The sequence below is a fragment of the Paraburkholderia sabiae genome (assembly GCF_030412785.1).
Lineage (GTDB): Bacteria > Pseudomonadota > Gammaproteobacteria > Burkholderiales > Burkholderiaceae > Paraburkholderia > Paraburkholderia sabiae.
Window position 1 is genome coordinate 5,319,795 of sequence record NZ_CP125295.1, and the last position, 20,032, is coordinate 5,339,826.

General features: G+C 60.3%; 13 protein-coding genes, 2 tRNA genes and 3 rRNA genes. 5 read left to right on the top strand and 13 right to left on the bottom strand.

The window, feature by feature from the left end; all coding sequences use genetic code 11:
* Positions 1-126: 126 nt before the first annotated feature.
* Positions 127-1,098: a potassium channel beta subunit family protein gene (locus QEN71_RS23890; RefSeq protein WP_201660035.1), complete on the top strand. Its 972-nt coding sequence runs from the start codon at positions 127-129 to the stop codon at positions 1,096-1,098.
* Between the two features lie 112 nt (positions 1,099-1,210).
* Positions 1,211-2,056 carry a 23S rRNA (adenine(2030)-N(6))-methyltransferase RlmJ gene (locus tag QEN71_RS23895; RefSeq protein WP_201660032.1) on the top strand — a complete coding sequence of 282 codons (846 nt, stop codon included), beginning with the start codon at positions 1,211-1,213 and terminating at the stop codon, positions 2,054-2,056.
* Between the two features lie 9 nt (positions 2,057-2,065).
* Here the strand turns inward: QEN71_RS23895 and QEN71_RS23900 are convergent, their stop codons facing one another.
* The 4 genes from QEN71_RS23900 to cueR all read right to left on the bottom strand — a co-directional run bounded on the left by QEN71_RS23900 (position 2,066) and on the right by cueR (position 4,676).
* On the bottom strand, positions 2,066-3,100 hold the full coding sequence (locus QEN71_RS23900) for an ABC transporter substrate-binding protein (protein ID WP_201660029.1): 1,035 nt from the start codon (positions 3,098-3,100) through the stop codon (positions 2,066-2,068).
* A gap of 170 nt (positions 3,101-3,270) precedes the next feature.
* Positions 3,271-3,621: a hypothetical protein gene (locus QEN71_RS23905; protein ID WP_201660026.1), complete on the bottom strand. Its 351-nt coding sequence runs from the start codon at positions 3,619-3,621 to the stop codon at positions 3,271-3,273.
* A 200-nt stretch (positions 3,622-3,821) separates the two neighbouring features.
* Positions 3,822-3,968: a DUF3563 family protein gene (locus tag QEN71_RS23910; RefSeq protein ID WP_201660023.1), complete on the bottom strand. Its 147-nt coding sequence runs from the start codon at positions 3,966-3,968 to the stop codon at positions 3,822-3,824.
* Between the two features lie 261 nt (positions 3,969-4,229).
* Positions 4,230-4,676: a Cu(I)-responsive transcriptional regulator gene (gene cueR, locus QEN71_RS23915; protein ID WP_201660020.1), complete on the bottom strand. Its 447-nt coding sequence runs from the start codon at positions 4,674-4,676 to the stop codon at positions 4,230-4,232.
* A gap of 134 nt (positions 4,677-4,810) precedes the next feature.
* Between cueR and QEN71_RS23920 the strand changes: the two genes are divergently transcribed.
* Both QEN71_RS23920 and QEN71_RS23925 read left to right on the top strand, forming a co-directional pair.
* Positions 4,811-5,020, top strand: coding sequence for a heavy-metal-associated domain-containing protein (locus QEN71_RS23920; RefSeq protein ID WP_201660018.1), 210 nt, complete (start codon positions 4,811-4,813; stop codon positions 5,018-5,020).
* A gap of 14 nt (positions 5,021-5,034) precedes the next feature.
* Positions 5,035-5,949, top strand: a complete 915-nt coding sequence (locus QEN71_RS23925) for a dTDP-4-dehydrorhamnose reductase family protein (protein WP_201660015.1) — start codon at positions 5,035-5,037, stop codon at positions 5,947-5,949.
* A 14-nt stretch (positions 5,950-5,963) separates the two neighbouring features.
* Here the strand turns inward: QEN71_RS23925 and QEN71_RS23930 are convergent, their stop codons facing one another.
* From QEN71_RS23930 to QEN71_RS23970, 9 genes are all read right to left on the bottom strand, one after another.
* Positions 5,964-9,113, bottom strand: a complete 3,150-nt coding sequence (locus QEN71_RS23930; protein WP_201660011.1) for an error-prone DNA polymerase — start codon at positions 9,111-9,113, stop codon at positions 5,964-5,966.
* A gap of 6 nt (positions 9,114-9,119) precedes the next feature.
* A complete protein-coding gene (locus QEN71_RS23935; protein WP_201660008.1) occupies positions 9,120-10,589 on the bottom strand; it encodes a Y-family DNA polymerase in 1,470 nt (489 codons plus the stop codon).
* The gene (gene imuA, locus QEN71_RS23940; protein WP_201660006.1) at positions 10,519-11,226 is read right to left on the bottom strand and encodes a translesion DNA synthesis-associated protein ImuA; all 708 of its coding nucleotides are present in this window, start codon (positions 11,224-11,226) and stop codon (positions 10,519-10,521) included. Before imuA ends, QEN71_RS23935 begins: the two co-directional genes overlap by 71 nt.
* A 469-nt stretch (positions 11,227-11,695) precedes the next feature.
* Positions 11,696-11,809 (bottom strand): 5S ribosomal RNA (rrf, locus tag QEN71_RS23945).
* Positions 11,810-12,015: 206 nt separating this feature from the next.
* A 23S ribosomal RNA gene (locus QEN71_RS23950) occupies positions 12,016-14,896 on the bottom strand.
* Between the two features lie 305 nt (positions 14,897-15,201).
* A tRNA-Ala gene (locus tag QEN71_RS23955) sits at positions 15,202-15,277 on the bottom strand.
* Positions 15,278-15,336: 59 nt separating this feature from the next.
* A tRNA-Ile gene (locus QEN71_RS23960) sits at positions 15,337-15,413 on the bottom strand.
* 64 nt (positions 15,414-15,477) lie between these two features.
* Positions 15,478-17,008 (bottom strand): 16S ribosomal RNA (locus QEN71_RS23965).
* Together the 16S, 23S and 5S rRNA genes with 2 tRNA genes alongside form the textbook arrangement of a ribosomal RNA operon.
* Positions 17,009-17,468: 460 nt before the next feature.
* Complete coding sequence (locus QEN71_RS23970) at positions 17,469-18,590, bottom strand: AI-2E family transporter (RefSeq protein ID WP_223957915.1); 1,122 nt, start codon at positions 18,588-18,590, stop codon at positions 17,469-17,471.
* Between the two features lie 218 nt (positions 18,591-18,808).
* On the opposite strand from QEN71_RS23970, the gene QEN71_RS23975 reads away from it, so the two are divergent.
* Positions 18,809-20,023: a DUF2863 family protein gene (locus tag QEN71_RS23975; protein WP_201654315.1), complete on the top strand. Its 1,215-nt coding sequence runs from the start codon at positions 18,809-18,811 to the stop codon at positions 20,021-20,023.
* Positions 20,024-20,032 lie beyond the last annotated feature (9 nt).

Genomic DNA, 20,032 nt, shown 5'->3' on the forward strand with positions numbered 1-20,032 from the left:
TGCTGCACTGCGGCCGACTCCGCTATTGTGCATGAAGCGACGGGAACTACACACCCAAAGGCACGAGTTGCCGATTCGGATTAATGTGTGAGGTTCCGGCTACGACACTCACAAAAGGAGAAGTAGATGAACTACCGACGTCTCGGCCGTTCCGGCCTGCAAGTCAGCGAGCTGTCCATCGGCTCATGGGTGACTTACGGCAATCAGGTGGATCGGAGCGCCGCACGGGAATCGCTGGCGGCCGCGCGCGACGCGGGCGTGAATTTCTTCGACAACGCCGAGGTCTATGCGGGCGGCAAGTCCGAGGAGATCATGGGCGAAGCGCTGAAGGAACTGAACTGGCCGCGCGTAAGCTACATCGTCTCGACGAAGTTCTTCTGGGGGCTCAACGAAGCGCCCAACCAGTATCACACGCTCAACCGCAAGTATCTGATGAACGCGATCGACGGCTCGCTCAAGCGTCTGCAACTCGATTATGTCGATCTCGTGTTCTGTCATCGTCCTGACCCATACACGCCGATTGAAGAAACGGTGTGGGCGATGAGCGACATGATCACGCGCGGCAAGGCGCTGTACTGGGGCACGTCCGAATGGAGCGCCGACGAAATTCGCGCAGCCTATGAGATCGCCGAGCGTCATCATCTGCACAAGCCGGTGATGGAGCAGCCGCAATACAACCTCTTCCATCGCAGGCGTGTCGAGCAGGAATATCGGCGGCTCTATGAAGATATCGGTCTGGGCCTGACGACGTGGAGTCCGCTCGCGTCCGGTTTGCTCACGGGCAAATACCGCAATGGCATCCCTTCCGGCAGCCGCGCCGAACTGCAAGGCTACGACTGGCTGCGCAAGGAACTGACCGACTCGGGCAAGAACAACGTGGTCAATCAGCTTGGCGATCTCGCGGACGAACTCGGCTGCACCGTCGGGCAACTGGCGCTCGCGTGGATCCTGACCAATCCGAACGTCAGCACGATCATCACGGGTGCGTCGCGTGTCGAGCAGATCGCGGAAAACATGAAGGCCAAGGACGTGGCCGAGCAGATCACGCCGGAAATCAAGGAGAGGATCGAAGCGATCGTCGGCGACGGTTATCAGTGAGCTTTGCGTTGCCGCGTGAGCCGGGCGTGGCATGCAGCCCGCTTGCGCGGCGATTCGGCTCGCCCCGTCGCGTACAATACGCGCCCGCTCCTTCACTCGCGCTTTCATCGCCATGCTCAGTTACCGCCACGCTTTTCATGCAGGCAATCACGCCGACGTTCTGAAACACGCCGTCGTCGTGCAGTTGCTGCGCTACCTTGGACAAAAGGACAAGGCGTACTGGTACATCGACACGCACGCGGGCGCCGGCGTCTATTCGCTGAAGGAAGGCTACGCGACCAAGACCGCGGAGTTCGAAACGGGCATCGCGAGACTGTGGGAGCGCAAAGACTTGCCGCCGATGCTGGCCGAGTACGTCGATGAAGTGTCGGCGCTGAATCCCGACGGCGAGTTGCGCTACTACCCCGGCTCGCCGTATCTCGCATGGCGCATGATGCGCGAGCAGGACCGGATGCGGCTGTTCGAATTGCACAGCACCGAGATCGACGTGCTGCGTCATAACTTCCGCGACGCGGGCCGTCGCGCGATGCTCTATGCGGGCGATGGCTTCGATGGCATCAAGGCACTACTGCCGCCCGCGCCGCGCCGCGCGCTCGTGCTCGTTGATCCGTCTTATGAAGACAAGCGGGATTACGCGCGCACGCTGACTTGCGTCGAAGAAAGTCTGAAGCGCTTTGCGACGGGCACGTATGCCGTCTGGTATCCGCAGGTCGCGCGACCGGAATCGCAGCGCTTCCCTGAACAGTTGAAACGGCTGCAGGACAAGAACTGGCTGCATGTGTCGCTGACGGTCAGCAGCCCGCCTAGCGATGGCTTTGGACTCTTCGGCAGCGGCATGTTCATTCTGAATCCGCCCTACACGCTGCCGAAGATGTTGAAAGAAACGCTGCCTTGGCTCGTCGCGACGCTCGGCGAAGACAAGGCCGCGACGTTCAAGGTCGAACATCGCGGCGACTGAACATACGGCTTACTTGACCTGCTCGGCCGCCTTGCGCGCAAAGTCGTTCGTGTAGGTCGATTTCAGATCGATCTTCGACGCGTCGAGCCGCGTGTCGAACGAAGCGAGCGCACGCAACGCCGTCGGCGGGCCATCGGCGGGCATCAGGCCATCCGGCGAATAGGCTTCGCGGACGTTGTGAAAGGCGTCGATGTACAGAGCCTTGTCGTTGAGCAGATAAGCGGCGGGCACCATCTTCACGATGTCGGCATCGCTTGCCGTCTGAAGCCAGTGGTCCGCGCGCACGATCGCATTCGCCAATGCCTGAGTCGTCTTCGGATTCTTCTGGATAAAGCTGTCCGGTGCGTAGAGCGTGGCCGCCGGCATCGTTCCGCCGAATACGTCCTGCGTGCCCTTCACCGTGCGCGTATCGACCAGAATCTTGATGTCGCCTGAGCGCTGCAGTTTCGTCATCATCGGGTCGACGTTCGACAGCGCATCGACCTGCCCATTGCTCACCGCGGATATCACGGTCGCGCCGCTTCCCACGCCGATCACCGAAATGTCGTTGCGTTGCACGCCGGCCTTGCGCAGCGCGACGGTCAGCACGAGATCGGTCGATGAACCCGGCGCGCTCACGCCCACTTTGGCGCCTTTGAAATCGGCCAGCGACTTCAGCGTATCGGCTTTGCTTTTCGTGACCGCGACGGCAATCTGCGGCGCGCGGCCCATCAGCACGAACGCGCGGTAGTGCTGACCTTTCGCCTGCATGAAGATCGTGTGCTCGTAAGCGCCCGCGCCGACGTCGGCACTTCCACCGACCACCGCTTCCAGCGCTTTCGATCCGCCCGCAAAATCCTCGAGCGTCACGTCGAGCCCTTCGTCCTTGAAGAAGCCCAACTGGGACGCGGTCAGAACAGGAAGGTAGTAGAGACCCGGCAAGCCGCCGACGGCCATCGTGAGCGTTGGTTTTTCGGGCGTGTCTTTCGCGATGGCAGGTTGCGTCGCCAATATCAGCAGTGCCGCGCACACGCTCGCCGCATGGCGGAGTCTCAGATTACGCATTCGTCGCCTCCTGTTCTGTTCGAATTGTTCGTCTCGCCGCACCGGTTACGCATGGAGTGCATACCTGCGAGCGATGATCGCGCAACGATTGTCGTTCGATGAACTGGCGCGCGCCATGCGCCGAAACCCGAATAGTGAGAGCGCTTTGGCTTTCGGTCGGCGCGGCTGGTCTATTGCGAATGCGGAATGTATCGCGGACGCGGCTGCGGCGTCGGAGTGGGATACGGAGTCGTCGATGCGCCCGGCACCTGGATATACGGCGCGACGATGTAAGGCGGCGCTCCGTTCGGCGGGGCAAGCTCTTCGGGCGCGGCGATCGGTTGCGCCTCGACGATGCGGCTGTGCGACAGCGGCGCCGTCTGCAGCACGGTGCCGCCCTGGCCGTCACTGATGCCGCCTTGCGTGTCGAGAATCAGCGGCTGCCGGTTCGTCGACGAAGCAGCAAATGCCGTCGATGCCGCCCCGAGCAGCACGACAAGCGCTGCGGATCGCAGCAGATGAAACGAGTGGTCTGAAAACATGGGCGCCCCGGATGATTGTAGGAATGCCGGTTATCGCGAAAACATCTTACCTTACCGCGGCATAGGCGTTTGGGCTAGTCGGTGTCGGCCAGCGTAGCGCAACTCTCCAGCTCCAGATGTGACAAAGCCCCGCATGGCGGGGCTTGATCTCGCGACTCGGGCTCGCGGCAACAAAGGCCGCGCAAGCCGGGGCGAATAACTTACAGCGAGTAGCCGTTGGTTTCGAGCGAGCGGATACGCTGCTCGAGCTGGACGATGTCCGACGACGCTGCGAGGTAAGCCTCACGGCGGCTACGTTCAGCGGTTTCAAACCAGTTGCTCAACTTTTCGATCAAAAATGCAAACATGATGTACTCCAAGGATCAGTGAATAACCCCCGGTGAATTTGGCATCAGGGATTTCCCGTAAAAGGGTTAACCCGAATTATAGCGTTCCGGTGCAACCTTACCAGTGAATTGCACGAATACCGTGCATTCCGATTTGGAATGGTGCATGTTGAATAACCGATCAAACCATTGATTTCTGGCAGTTTTTTTCGAGATTCATTGGAAATCAGTCAAACTAAGCGCTCATAGCGCACCAAACATGTGCACGAAGTCCGATTGATCTCAACGTTGCGGCACTGTTTTGCAGTCGCCGTGACAATCCGGCGCATCAACCAATGAATCGGCAGCCGCCAAGCTCTCGATGATCGGGCAATCCGGCCGGTCGTCGCCGTGGCAATGCTCCGCGAGATGCGTCAGCGTGTCGCGCATCTCGGTCAATTCGTCGATCCGGCGATTCAGCTCAGCCACATGCTCCAATGCGATCGACTTCACCTCCGCGCTCGCACGCGACCGGTCGTTCCACAGCGCGAGCAGCTTGCGGATGTCTTCGACCAGAAATCCCAGCCGCCGCGCCTGCCGGATGAAACGCAGCGAATGAACCTCCTGCGTGCCGTAAACGCGATAACCCGCCGTCGTGCGCTCCTTGGCCGCGAGCAAGCCCACGCTCTCGTAATAACGGATCATCTTCGCCGTCACGCCCGACGCGCGGGCCGCTTCACCGATATTCATCGCTCGTTCCCCACTTTGCCTTCACGATATGTTGCATGATTCTTGACCTTCCCACTGTGGGAAGGTCAATCATGATATGGCCCGTCGACAGGCATAATTCAACCGTTGCAGGACTTATCAGCCAGAGGAAAAGCATGAGCATCGAATTCAAGGTAGAAGGCATGAGCTGCCAGCATTGCGTCGCAGCCGTCACGCGCGCCATCCAGGAACAGGACGCAGGCGCGCAGGTTCAGGTCGATCTGCCGGCGGGCAAAGTGGCCGTCCAGTCGGGCGCATCCGTCGACACGCTCAAGGCCGCCATCGACGAAGCCGGCTACACGGTCGTCGGCGTCGCCGGCAACTGAGCGGGAACGCGCACATGTTCAAGGTTGCCGTTATTGGCGCATCGGGTCTGCTGGGGCGCGCGATCGTCGGTGAACTCGCACAGCAGCGGGATTGGCAGCTCGTGCAAACGACCTTCAGCCGCCAGAGTCCGGACAGCGTGCAGCTCGATATTCGCGATGCCGACGCGGTCGATCGGTTCATCGAGCGCGAGCGGCCCGATGCGATCGTCATCGCGGCAGCCGAGCGGCGTCCCGATGTGTGCGAAAACGATCCGGCGCTCGCGCGTGCGCTGAACGTGGACGCCGTGCGCGCGATCGCGTCGGCTGCGCGTCGGCACCGCGCGTGGGTGCTGTCCATTTCCACCGACTACGTGTTCGACGGCACGAAGCCGCCCTATCGCTACGACGCCGCGCCGTCGCCGGTCAACGCGTATGGCCGCAGCAAGCTCGAAGGCGAACAGGCGCTCGCCGAAACGACGGATCTCGGCTGCGTGCTGCGCCTGCCGCTGCTGTTCGGGCCGATCGTCGACTGGCGGGAATCGGCCGTGACGAGTCTCGTGCCCGCGATCGCCGCGTCGGCGCGCACGTCGCCGGAAGCGAAACCTGCCGTGATGGACGCGTGGGCGATCCGCTATCCGACGTATACGCCTGACGTCGCCATTGTCGTCCGTCAGTTGCTGGAGCGGCACGCGCGCGGCGAAGCGGTGTGCGGCACCGTGCAATGGTCCGGCGACGAGCCGATGACGAAGCACGATATCGCTAAACGTCTCGCGAACGCCTTGCAGATCGACGCGCAGCTGACGCCGCAGCACACGCCGACGGACGCCACGCCGCGCCCGCACAACTGTCATCTCGATTCGTCGCGGCTCGAAGCACTCGGCATCGGTCAGCGCACGCCGTTCGATACGGCGATCCGAGAGGTTTTCGCGCGGTTTCCGTGGCGCGGTTAGCGCACGGTTAGCAATCAGTGGAAATCGCGGCTCGTCGATTGCAGGCCGCCCAGCAGATGCGACATATCGACGAGCCGTTGCGCCACCAGATGCCGCACTTCGCCTTCGCATTGCCACGTGCCGTACACGGCGAGCAGCGACGCGCCGAGCGCTTCCCGCCGCTGCTTCTCCAGCAGGCTCGGCCAGATGATCACGTTGACGTTACCCGTTTCATCTTCGATCGTCACGAACAGCACGCCCTTCGCCGTGCCCGGCCGCTGCCGCACGGTGACGATGCCGCAGCCGCGCGCGAGCCGTCCGTTGCGATAGTTGCGCAATGCCGACGCGGGCATCAGACGCTGTTCCAGCAGCACGGGCCGCAACAGATCGAGCGGATGACGGCCGAGCGTCAGTCCCACCGAGCGGTAATCCGCGACGATATCCTGCGCTTCCGACGGCGCGCCAAGTTCCGGCGTATCGTCCTGCACGCCGGCGACGGCCAGCATGTCCTTGTCGGGCACGGCGGCCACGGAATGCCACAGCGCTTCGCGCCGGTTGCCCGCCAGTGAAGACAGCGCGTTCGCGTCGGCGAGCACATGCAGATCGTGCCGGTTCAACTGCGCACGGCGCGCGAGATCGTGGACGCTTCTGAACGGCCGCACGGCACGCGCATTTTCGATGCGTTCGGCCGCGCCGTCCTTCATGCCGCGCAACAGCGACAGCCCGAGACGCACGGCGGGACGCGCACGACCTTCCACCGTTTCGAGCGTCGAGTCCCAGCCGCTCACCGTCACATCGACAGGCAACACGATCACGCCATGCCGACGCGCGTCCTGCACGAGTTGCGACGGTGAATAGAAACCCATCGGCTGGCTGTTGAGCATCGCGGCGAGAAACGCCTCGGGCTCGTGACGCTTCAGCCAGCTGCTTGCGTAGACCAGCAGCGCGAAACTCGCCGCGTGACTCTCCGGAAAACCGTATTCGCCGAAGCCCTTGATCTGCTCGAAAATCGCTTCGGCAAAACTTTGCTCGTAACCACGCTCGCGCATGCCGTTGACGATGCGGTCGTAGTATTTTTCGAGCCCGCCCTTGCGCTTCCATGCGGCCATCGCGCGACGCAGCTGATCCGCTTCGCCCGGCGTGAAGCCCGCTGCGAGAATCGCGACCTGCATCACCTGCTCCTGAAAAATCGGCACACCGAGCGTGCGTTCGAGCGCGATCTTCAACTCTGGGCTTGGATAGCTGACGGGCTCGAGTTTCTGCCGCCGCCGCAAATACGGATGCACCGCCCCGCCCTGAATCGGCCCCGGCCGCACGATCGCGACTTCGATCACGAGATCGTAGAACTCCTTCGGGCGCAGACGCGGCAGCATGCTCATCTGCGCGCGTGATTCGATCTGGAATACGCCGATCGTATCGGCGTTCGAGATCATGTCGTAGGTCGCTTTGTCTTCAGGCGGAATGTGCTGCATCTCGAATATCTCGCCGCGCTGTTGGGAAACGAGATCCAGCGTGCGCCGGATCGCCGACAGCATGCCGAGCGCGAGCACGTCGACCTTCAAGAGACCAAGCGCCTCGAGATCGTCCTTGTCCCACTCGATCACCGAGCGATCGGCCATCGCCGCGTTTTCGACGGGCACGAGCCGCGTCAGCTTGCCGCGACTGATCACGAAGCCGCCCGAATGCTGCGACAGATGACGCGGAAAATTCAGCAGTTGCGACGCGAGCCGCGCCCACGCCTGAATCAGCGGCTTCTCCGGATCGAGGCCCGACTCTTCGAAGCGCTTGAGCAGATCGTGACTCGTATCGAACCAATGATGCGACTTCGCGACGGTATCGACGATCTGCGGATCGACGCCGAGCGCCTTGCCCGTTTCGCGCAATGCGCCGCGCGGCCGATACGTCGACACGGCCGCCGCAATGGCCGCGCGGTCGCGTCCGTATTTGCGATAGATGTACTGAATCACCTCTTCCCGTCGTTGATGCTCGAAGTCGACGTCGATGTCCGGCGGCTCGCCGCGCTCCTTCGAAATGAAACGCTCGAACAGCATGTTGCCGCGCGCGGGATCGACTTCGGTCACACCAAGGCAATAGCACACGGCCGAATTGGCCGCCGACCCACGCCCCTGACACAGGATGTGCTGGCTGCGCGCATAACGCACGATGTCGTAGACGGTCAGAAAGTACGGCTCGTAGCCGAGATCCGCGATCAGCGCGAGTTCGTGCTCGATCTGCTCCTGCACGTTGAACGGAATGCCCGAAGGAAATCGCTGCTGCGCGCCGATGTACGTTTCCTGCCGCAGATACGCGGTCGGCGTGTGGCCTTCGGGCACGAGTTCATCGGGATATTCATAGCGAAGCTGATCGAGCGAAAACGCGCAGCGCGACAGCACGCTGATCGTCTCGCGTATCGTGTGATCGGGATACAGATTCGCGATCCGCAAACGCGAGCGCAAATGCTGCTCGGCATTCGGCGCGAGTTCGTAGCCGCATTCGTGCACGGGCCGGCCAACGCGAATCGCCGTCATCGTGTCCTGCAGCGGCTTGCGCGAGCGCACATGCATCACGACGTGACCCAACGCGACGACAGGCACGTTCTGTTTGTTCGCGACATATTCGACCGAGCCGCGATGAATGTCGTCCATCGCGCGCTGATGCAGTACGAGCCCGACCCACGCGCGGCCCGGAAACGTTTCGTCGAGCCATTCGATCTGCGCGTCGAGCACTTCTTCGTTGGCCGGGAAATCGGGCACGAGGATCGCGAGACAATCGGGCATGCCGCGCAGATGCACATTCTCGCGATCGGGCCGCGACAGATCGTGTGGCGTCAGCCGATATTCGCCCTTCGGCGCACGCGTGCGCGCAAGCGTGATCAGCTCCGACAGATTGCCGTAGCCTTCACGATTCTGCGCGAGCAGGATCAGGCCGAACGCAGGCGTGCCATCGGCATTGCGCAGCCGGAAGTACGACCCGATGACGAGCGGCAAGCCCTTTTCCTTCGCGGCGACGTGTGCACGCACCACGCCGGCAAGCGAGCATTCATCGGTAATCGCGAGCCCCGAATAGCCGAGTTGCGATGCGCGCTCGGCGAGTTCTTCCGCGTGCGAAGCACCGTGCAGAAACGTGAAGTTCGACAGGCAGAACAGTTCGGCGTAAGCCGGCAGGACATTGAACGTCGTATCCATCGCGCGTCATCCGAACAGGCCGTGCAGGAACCAGCGCGGCTCCTCTTCGGCATCGCGACTGCTGACGCGCTCGCGATAAACCCAATAGCAACTGCGATCTTCGCCTTGCATGACGAAGTAATCGCGCGTGACGAGCGCGCCATCGAACCAGCCCGCTTCTATCCGCTCGCCCGGCGACGCGATCTTCAATGGAGAGCCGTAAAACGGCCGATGTTCGCGCATCAGCAGACGCACGGGCGTCGCCAGCATCCACGTCGGTCGCGGCAAGCCTTTGGGCAACTGGATTTTCTTTTCCGCGTGATTGATGGGCAGCCAGCGGTTCGCGATTTCAGGCCGATAGTCGGCCGTCGGCGCGGGGCGCAGCACGTTGTCTTCGCCATTGCGCGCGATCAGCAACTCGATCAGCCGCGCGTGATCCGCTGGCGAACCGCCCGGCTGAGGGAAAAGTTGATCGGTGGCGGGCTCGGCGGCGTCGACCTTCGATGCATCGAGCCGCAACGCGATCGCAGGCGCCTCGAGCGTGAGGCGATGCAGCCGCTCCTTCACGAGACGCAGCAGATGATCTTCGCGCCACGCGGCCTCGCCCAGAGCGATGTCGATCGACGTCGGCGCAATGGCTTCGCGGCCGCGCTCATGCTCGAACGACAGCGTGATCGCCGTCACGGCCAACTGCTTCGCGCACAGCCAGCCGCACAACTGCACGATCAGCCGATGCGCGGCAAACACGGCGCCGTCTGCATGCTCCAGACGATCGGGCAATTCGAGACGCGCGCTGAACGTGGGCGGCAACTCGAGCCAGTCGAACAGTTCCGGCGCGGAGCCGAACGCGCGATCGAGCGAATCCAGCAGATGCTCGCCGCAGCGCCGCTGCAGGCCGGCACGCGGCAGACGACGCACATCGGCAATCGACTCGCAGCCCAATCCACTGAACCAGTCGGCGAACGGACGGATCTCCGGCACCGCGAACATCGGCAACGGTTCGAGCACGCGTTCGAGCGACGCGAGTTGCAGCACGCGGCGATTGCCGTGCTTCGCCAGCAGCCACGCGCCCTGCCCCGTCGGCGCGGCGCTGATGCGCGCGGTCAGGCCGAGTGCGTCGAGAATCGCCTTTGCCTCACGACACAGCGACAGCAATCCGCCGAACAGCCGCAAGCTGCCGCCGACTTCGACGAGCACGGTGGCTTCGTCGAGCAGCGAGACATCGGGCGAAAATTTCATCAACGCGATGCCGACTTCGCGTTGCGCGGCACTCTCACGCGCGATGTCGCGTTCGTACATGGCCGTTTCCGGCGACAGCGTCAGCACGCCACCGCGCTTCATTCCGAGCCGAACGCCCGCTGCTCGGGCTGCGCCGTCGGCGATCGCGACCTTGTCTTTCTCCAGCACGACGCTGCCGTGCGCGGGCTCAGGCGACCACCTCGGTCGAAAGACTTCGAGCGGCAACTTCGGCAAGTGGACGGCGAGAAAGACGCGCATGACGGGAAAACAGAACGGGTGTGGGTTGAAGAGAAATCGACAGAGGCTCCGCGCGTGTTGGGCCTCGTCGTTTCACGATGTCGACCATCAGGCCATCAGCCGAAGGTCGTAACGCCAGTCGCAATAAGGCTGGCGACGAGTCCTGAGCCGATGCGAGCGGCCGGACCATGATGAAGAGCGTCTCGGACGACTGCGCCGCCAGATGCAGACGCCGCAGCGACGACGCTTGGGCGTGCTGCGCCCACAGGATCAACGCGCCGCAGGTGCCGGCGCGCAGGATCTGCTCGGCGGACCAGAAGGCGTCGGAACTTTTGGGGGCTTTGACTTGCAGCAGTTGATCGAGCGAGAGTCCGATGTAATCGAGACCCAAACCGTCCGGGATATGCGGCGGCTGCACCAGCGCGATGGGCCGGTCTCCCAATGAACCCAGCGCAGGCCGCAACAGACGCATTTCGCCTACGCCGGGTGTTTGGACCAGCAGATCAACCAGCGCGCCGATCGGCCAGCCGCCGCCGGGCAACTCGGTGGATAGCGCGGGATAGCCGGTATCGAGCGTGCGCCGCCCTCCGCGCGCGAGCTGCGAGGCTCGCCATAGCGACGGGTGAATCTCTTCGGCACGGGAAGCGGCGACTGACATCGGCGTAGGAAAATACCTGTATATTTGTACAGTATCCTACACGGAATTTTGAAGGGGAATGGCGCCCTTTTTGAGAGCGGTTTGAGGGTGGTGTTGTGTTGCGTGGCGGGATTTTTAGCTTCGGGGATCGATCAGATGCGATCGATTGGCGGCCCCGATGCTGGACTTTACGCCATCATCAGCGTTAGAGCACTGCAACAGTTTGAAGATATTGATAGCTGGTGTTGATCCAGCAACTGAGTCTTGGAGCAGTCCGACGCGGAGAACTCCATCCGCATACGGCAAAGATTTTTTGAAGATATGGAGACGCCCTGGATAAGACGTCACATGCCGAGCCGGGATGCAAACAGGATCTGTGTTGAACCTGATTGCCTGAACTGGACGACGGGTGCTGGAGAGCGTGGCGCTAAATTGGCCTGCTCAAACGGCAAGACCCCGCTTTTGAGGGCGGGGTCTTGTCTGGTAAGGAGCCTGACGATTACCTACTTTCACACGGGCAATCCGCACTATCATCGGCGTGGAGTCGTTTCACGGTCCTGTTCGGGATGGGAAGGGGTGGTACCGACTCGCTATGGTCATCAGGCATGACGGGTTGCTGCGTCGCGCGGGTTGGAGTCAACCTGGCGCCACAGCCAATCTGGAAGAAGCGTAAAGAGTGTGGGATGTGTTGTTTATGTTGGCACAACATCGATCTCAAACCTGAGTGTGCTTCCGAGACCCTGCGCGCAGCGCAGGGTGGGGCATCCATAAGTGCTGAAGCACTAACGGCTGCCGACACACACCTGTTATAGGATCAAGCCTTACGGGCAATTAGTATCAGTTAGCTTAACGCATTACTGCGCTTCCACACCTGACCTATCAACGTCCTGGTCTTGAACGACCCTTCAAGGGGCTCGAAGCCCCGGGGATATCTCATCTTAAGGCGAGTTTCCCGCTTAGATGCTTTCAGCGGTTATCTCTTCCGAACATAGCTACCCGGCGATGCCACTGGCGTGACAACCGGTACACCAGAGGTTCGTCCACTCCGGTCCTCTCGTACTAGGAGCAGCCCCCTTCAAATATCCAGCGCCCACGGCAGATAGGGACCAAACTGTCTCACGACGTTTTAAACCCAGCTCACGTACCTCTTTAAATGGCGAACAGCCATACCCTTGGGACCGGCTACAGCCCCAGGATGAGATGAGCCGACATCGAGGTGCCAAACACCGCCGTCGATATGAACTCTTGGGCGGTATCAGCCTGTTATCCCCAGAGTACCTTTTATCCGTTGAGCGATGGCCCTTCCATACAGAACCACCGGATCACTATGACCTGCTTTCGCACCTGCTCGACTTGTCGGTCTCGCAGTTAAGCACGCTTATGCCATTGCACTATCAGCACGATTTCCGACCGTACCTAGCGTACCTTCGTACTCCTCCGTTACACTTTGGGAGGAGACCGCCCCAGTCAAACTGCCCACCATGCACTGTCCCCGACCCGGATCACGGGCCAAGGTTAGAACCTCAAACAAACCAGGGTGGTATTTCAAGGACGGCTCCACGGAAACTGGCGTTCCCGCTTCATAGCCTCCCACCTATCCTACACAGATCGGTTCAAAGTCCAATGCAAAGCTACAGTAAAGGTTCATGGGGTCTTTCCGTCTAGCCGCGGGGAGATTGCATCATCACAAACACTTCAACTTCGCTGAGTCTCGGGAGGAGACAGTGTGGCCATCGTTACGCCATTCGTGCAGGTCGGAACTTACCCGACAAGGAATTTCGCTACCTTAGGACCGTTATAGTTACGGCCGCCGTTTACCGGGACTTCAATCAAGAGCTTGCACCCCATCATTTAATCTTCCGGCACCGGGCAGGCGTCACACCCTATACGTCCACTTTCGTGTTTGCAGAGTGCTGTGTTTTTATTAAACAGTCGCAGCCACCAGTTTATTGCAACCCCTTCACCCTTCGCCCGCAGGGGCGTCAAGCTACAGGGGCGTACCTTATCCCGAAGTTACGGTACCAATTTGCCGAGTTCCTTCTCCCGAGTTCTCTCAAGCGCCTTAGAATACTCATCTCGCCCACCTGTGTCGGTTTGCGGTACGGTCAATGTGAAACTGAAGCTTAGAGGCTTTTCCTGGAACCCCTTCCGATTGCTTCGCTCCCGAAGGAGCTCGCGCCACGCCCTTGAATCCCGTGCCCGGATTTGCCAGAGCACCTTCTCCAACGCAGCGACCGGGACTTCCAACACCCGGACAACCTTCCGCGATCCGTCCCCCCATCGCATTTCACACTGGTGCAGGAATATTGACCTGCTTCCCATCAGCTACGCATTTCTGCCTCGCCTTAGGGGCCGACTCACCCTACGCCGATGAACGTTGCGTAGGAAACCTTGGGCTTACGGCGAGGGGGCCTTTCACCCCCTTTATCGCTACTCATGTCAGCATTCGCACTTCCGATACCTCCAGCACGCTTTTCAACGCACCTTCGCAGGCTTACGGAACGCTCTCCTACCATGCACATAAATGTGCATCCGCAGCTTCGGTATATGGCTTAGCCCCGTTACATCTTCCGCGCAGGACGACTCGATCAGTGAGCTATTACGCTTTCTTTAAAGGGTGGCTGCTTCTAAGCCAACCTCCTGACTGTTTTAGCCTTCCCACTTCGTTTCCCACTTAGCCATATTTGGGGACCTTAGCTGGCGGTCTGGGTTGTTTCCCTCTTGACACCGGACGTTAGCACCCGATGTCTGTCTCCCGTGATTGCACTCTTCGGTATTCGGAGTTTGCTATGGCGACGTAATCCGCAATGGACCCATCAACCATGACAGTGCTCTACCCCCGAAGGTGATACACGAGGCACTACCTAAATAGTTTTCGGAGAGAACCAGCTATTTCCAGGTTTGTTTAGCCTTTCACCCCTATCCACAGCTCATCCCCTAACTTTTCAACGTTAGTGGGTTCGGACCTCCAGTACGTGTTACCGCACCTTCATCCTGGCCATGGATAGATCACCTGGTTTCGGGTCTACACCCAGCGACTGAATCGCCCTGTTCGGACTCGCTTTCGCTACGCCTGCCCTAATCGGTTAAGCTCGCCACTGAATGTAAGTCGCTGACCCATTATACAAAAGGTACGCCGTCACCCCTTGCGAGGCTCCGACTGTTTGTATGCATGCGGTTTCAGGATCTGTTTCACTCCCCTCCCGGGGTTCTTTTCGCCTTTCCCTCACGGTACTGGTTCACTATCGGTCGATCACGAGTATTTAGCCTTGGAGGATGGTCCCCCCATCTTCAGACAGGATTTCACGTGTCCCGCCCTACTTGTCGTACACCTAGTTCTTCCTCGCTGTTTTCGCCTACGGGGCTATCACCCACTATGGCCGCACTTTCCAGAGCGTTTGGCTAACAACGAAGATAAAGAGTACAGGCTGGTCCCATTTCGCTCGCCACTACTTTGGGAATCTCGGTTGATTTCTTTTCCTGCGGTTACTTAGATGTTTCAGTTCACCGCGTTCGCTCCACACAGCCTATGTATTCAGCTGCGGGTGACCCATTCGGGCCGGGTTTCCCCATTCGGATATCGGAGGATCAAAGCTCGTTTGCCAGCTCCCCTCCGCTTTTCGCAGGCTACCGCGTCCTTCATCGCCTGTGATCGCCAAGGCATCCACCACATGCACTTGTTCGCTTGACCCTATAACGGGTGTGTCTCCCAATGATTGCTCACTGCAAGATCATCCGCTACAGGTTGAGTTTTCGCGTTGTGCCGTATTCCAGGTTCGTCTTTCGATGAACTCAAAAATACTTTCGATACAATCACAACCCTGATTCACCTACTCATGCACCCATCTCTAAGTACACTTTCGTGAATCTCTTTACTACTTCTTCCTGATTGTTAAAGAACGACAGCCGATATCCGCTACTGCCAGATACCGCTCTGACTGGCTCAATTGCCAATGCGAAGTCTTCTGCTTCAGCAGAACACTGTGCATTGGGAATTGGTGGAGGATGACGGGATCGAACCGACGACCCCCTGCTTGCAAAGCAGGTGCTCTCCCAGCTGAGCTAATCCCCCAGTCATACAGCGCACAGAGGAATGTCAGCGGGTTATCATCACCACACCAGACAAGGCGTTGGTGGGTCTGGATGGATTCGAACCATCGACCCCCGCCTTATCAAGACGGTGCTCTAACCGACTGAGCTACAGACCCCTGAGCCTGTCTTCAAACAACAGCCGACAAGTGTGAGCGCTCAACTTTGAAACGCTAGCTCTGGAAAGGAGGTGATCCAGCCGCACCTTCCGATACGGCTACCTTGTTACGACTTCACCCCAGTCATGAATCCTACCGTGGTGACCGTCCTCCTTGCGGTTAGACTAGCCACTTCTGGTAAAACCCACTCCCATGGTGTGACGGGCGGTGTGTACAAGACCCGGGAACGTATTCACCGCGGCATGCTGATCCGCGATTACTAGCGATTCCAGCTTCACGCAGTCGAGTTGCAGACTGCGATCCGGACTACGATCGGTTTTCTGGGATTGGCTCCACCTCGCGGCTTGGCAACCCTCTGTTCCGACCATTGTATGACGTGTGAAGCCCTACCCATAAGGGCCATGAGGACTTGACGTCATCCCCACCTTCCTCCGGTTTGTCACCGGCAGTCTCCCTAGAGTGCTCTTGCGTAGCAACTAGGGACAAGGGTTGCGCTCGTTGCGGGACTTAACCCAACATCTCACGACACGAGCTGACGACAGCCATGCAGCACCTGTGTTACGGCTCCCTTTCGGGCACTCCCACCTCTCAGCAGGATTCCGTACATGTCAAGGGTAGGTAAGGTTTTTCGCGTTGCATCGAATTAATCCACATCATCCACCGCTTGTGCGGGTCCCCGTCAATTCCTTTGAGTTTTAATCTTGCGACCGTACTCCCCAGGCGGTCAACTTCACGCGTTAGCTACGTTACCAAGTCAATGAAGACCCGACAACTAGTTGACATCGTTTAGGGCGTGGACTACCAGGGTATCTAATCCTGTTTGCTCCCCACGCTTTCGTGCATGAGCGTCAGTATTGGCCCAGGGGGCTGCCTTCGCCATCGGTATTCCTCCACATCTCTACGCATTTCACTGCTACACGTGGAATTCTACCCCCCTCTGCCATACTCTAGCCCGCCAGTCACCAATGCAGTTCCCAGGTTAAGCCCGGGGATTTCACATCGGTCTTAGCGAACCGCCTGCGCACGCTTTACGCCCAGTAATTCCGATTAACGCTCGCACCCTACGTATTACCGCGGCTGCTGGCACGTAGTTAGCCGGTGCTTATTCTTCCGGTACCGTCATCCTCCATCCGTATTAGGAACGAAGTTTTCTTTCCGGACAAAAGTGCTTTACAACCCGAAGGCCTTCTTCACACACGCGGCATTGCTGGATCAGGGTTGCCCCCATTGTCCAAAATTCCCCACTGCTGCCTCCCGTAGGAGTCTGGGCCGTGTCTCAGTCCCAGTGTGGCTGGTCGTCCTCTCAGACCAGCTACAGATCGTCGCCTTGGTAGGCCTTTACCCCACCAACTAGCTAATCTGCCATCGGCCGCCCCTTGAGCGCGAGGTCCGAAGATCCCCCGCTTTCCTCTCCCGAGCGTATGCGGTATTAATCCGGCTTTCGCCGGGCTATCCCCCACTCCAGGACACGTTCCGATGTATTACTCACCCGTTCGCCACTCGCCGCCAGGGTTGCCCCCGCGCTGCCGTCCGACTTGCATGTGTAAGGCATGCCGCCAGCGTTCAATCTGAGCCAGGATCAAACTCTTCAGTTCAAACCTGTTACTGTTTTTCGGGCTCTTTCGAACCCGGTCGCTCACTCAAAATCACTGACAGATGATTCGATCAAGTCTTTCGACTCCATCAAACCTTCCTCAATTTCTTCCGTGTGAGACTCGATTACTTTCGCTATTCAGCGACCCGAAGATCGCCGCGCGCCGCCATCGAGCACCCACACTTATCGGCTGTTAGTTTTTAAAGAACATCCGCAGGAAGCGCCTTGCTTTCACCGCGTTGCTGCGTCAGCAGCAGAGAAACGAGATTATGAAGAACCTTTTTCGTCTCGTCAACCGGTTTTTTTAGCATCGCCTGAAAAACCTTGCTGACCCGACCACCGCGCCGTTTCTGTCGCGGCCCCGCTCTGTCGCACACCACACCGTGCTCCCGAACGAGGACGCGAATCTTAGGCCATCCCGCGCCTCATGACAAGAGCGTGACGCAAGTTTTTTTCGAGGATTATTTCTCCGGCGTCTTCTCGACCTGAGCCACCGGATCAGGCAGCTTTCCGCCCGTCTTCGCAGTCAGCTCGCGAGCTTCAGGCGAACCAATCGTCCAGTCGTGCAGCACCGTATATGCCACGGCGAGCAACGTCGGCCCGATGAACACGCCGAGAAACCCGAACGCGAACGCGCCGCCGAGAATGCCGAGCATCACGAGGATCAGTGGCATGTCGCTGCTCTTGCCGATCAGGATCGGCTTGACGACGTTATCCGACATACCAACGACGACCACGCCCCACACCACGAGAAAGATCGCCCATCCCGTCTCGCCGCCGTGATACAGCCAGATCGCAGCGGGCAGCCACACCACGACGGGACCACCCGGAATCACCGACAGAAAAAACGTCGCGAGTCCGAGCAAGGCGGGCGCCGGCACGCCCGCGATCCAGCAGCCGAAACCGGCCAGCACGCCCTGCACCAGCGCCGTTCCGAGGATGCCATACACCACGCCCTTCACCGTGCTGCCCGCCAAAGCCAGCAGATAGTCGGCGCGTTCGCCGGCAATGCGCCGCATGCCCGCGTTGAGCCATGCGGCCGCGCCCTCGCCGCCCGTATAAAAGAAGAACGTCAGGATGATGCTGAGCGCGAGCAATCCGAGACCGTGCGTAACGGCGAGCGCTGCAGCAAGAATCCACTTGCCGGCCGGCGCGGCCAGCACACGCAACTGCGCGACCATTTCCGAATTGCTGCTGGTCACGCGCTCCCAGAACGACTCGATGCTCGAGCCGACGAGGGGAACCCGCGCGACCCAGTCGGGCAGATCGGGCAGTCCCGCGTCCATCAGATGCTGGACGAACGTGGTGATGTCCTTGGTATGCGCGCCGAGCGCAAAGCCCGCGTACACGAACGGACCCAGCACGACGATCAGGATGATGAGCACGATCAGCGTCGCGGCCCATCTGCGCCGTCCGCCCAGACTCGCCGACAGCTTGCAGTACAAGCCCCACGAGCTATAGCTGAGAATCGCGCCCCACAGCAGCGCGGTCGTGAACGGCGCCAGCACCAGCAGCGAGCCGCCGACCAGCAGCAGCAACGCGAACACGGCAGCCAGCCGTTCGATCAGTTGGTCCGACTTCACCATGCGCCACTCCCGACACCACGCCATCCCGACGGACATTCTGCAGAACGAGTATAGGAAAGCTCAGGCGAAAGCGACGAAAGCGCATCCGCGAGCGGGCCTTTCAACGGCCAGCAGGCCCGCACCGCAGACGAATCGCTGCCAGCAGAGCGTGTCGATAATATGTCGACGAAGAAACGACTAGAATATATGGTTCTCTGCACACAACCTCCGGATTTATGCGCTCGCGAATCGCCAAACGTCTCCCTCCCGATGCCGACAAGCTGGTCGGTCTGTCGCTCGCGCTCTTCGCGTCGGGCAGCCGTACCGAAGACCGCTTCTGGGAAGCCAAGCTCGACGGGTTGCTCGCAAAAATAGTCCGCAACGGCAACCAGACGACGCTCGACGCCGCGCTCGACCATCTTCAGCAGAATCATCCGGACGCCTACGGCGCCCTTGCCGACATGGCCGAAACGCATAGCGAGTCGCTGATCGTCGAGCACGACGGCGTCCAGTACGAAGCGCTGCTGATCGCCGCGCCCGTGCTGGCCTGGACGCGCTATGTGATTCCGTCGGGCGCGCTGAAAGGCGACGCCGCCGACGCGTTGCGCGCGCATCTGCAGGCACACGTGCTGGCTGCCGACACCCGCGTCGCGATGGCGCCCTTTATGTATAGCATCGACCAGTTGCCGCGTCACCACGTCGAAACGTGGCGTCTCGCGCAGCAGCTGGCCCAGGCGGCCGTCGCGGGCAGTAATGCGAAGATCAATTTCGGCGAACTGCCGGAAACGTCGCCCATTCTGGCCGACCCGCGTTTCCTGCTGGCAGTCGTCGCAGCACCCGTCGGCGCACCCGTGTTCCGCTGGCAGGAAGAAGAACACGGCTCGCGGATCGAGCGCGGCCAGTGCCTCGAACAATGGGCGACGCAAGGCGGGGCCAATCTGGCCGTCGTGCTGCCCGGCTGCGAGTTCGAATGCCTGCTGCCCGACGCTTACTACTCGGCCTGCCGCGACGCCGACGAGCGCGTGCGCCCGCACACCGTCCGCACGGCAGTGCGCTATCTGTTCGACACGATCGGCACGACGCCCGACGAGTTGCGCGCGGTCGTCGCGGGCTTCGGCGAGCGGCGTATCGATGAATATCGCATCGGCTTCACGCGCCGCGGCAGCAACGACGTGATCTATGGCGTCGTGTGGCCGCTGTACGGCCGCGAAAATGGCGACCCGGGCATCGACGAGGAACCGCAGGAAGCGATGTCGCCCGAAGGTCCGCTCGAAGACATCGTTGCGTTGCTGAAGGAGACGGGCATCACCGATATCCGTCGTCATGCAGGCCGCTTCGAGCCGGAATATTGCGACGACTGCGGCGTCCCGCTGTATGCGGATCCGCTCGGTGAGATCGTTCACGCCGAAATGCCGGAAGATGCCGAGCCCGCTCAACCGCATTTCCACTGATCACTTCAG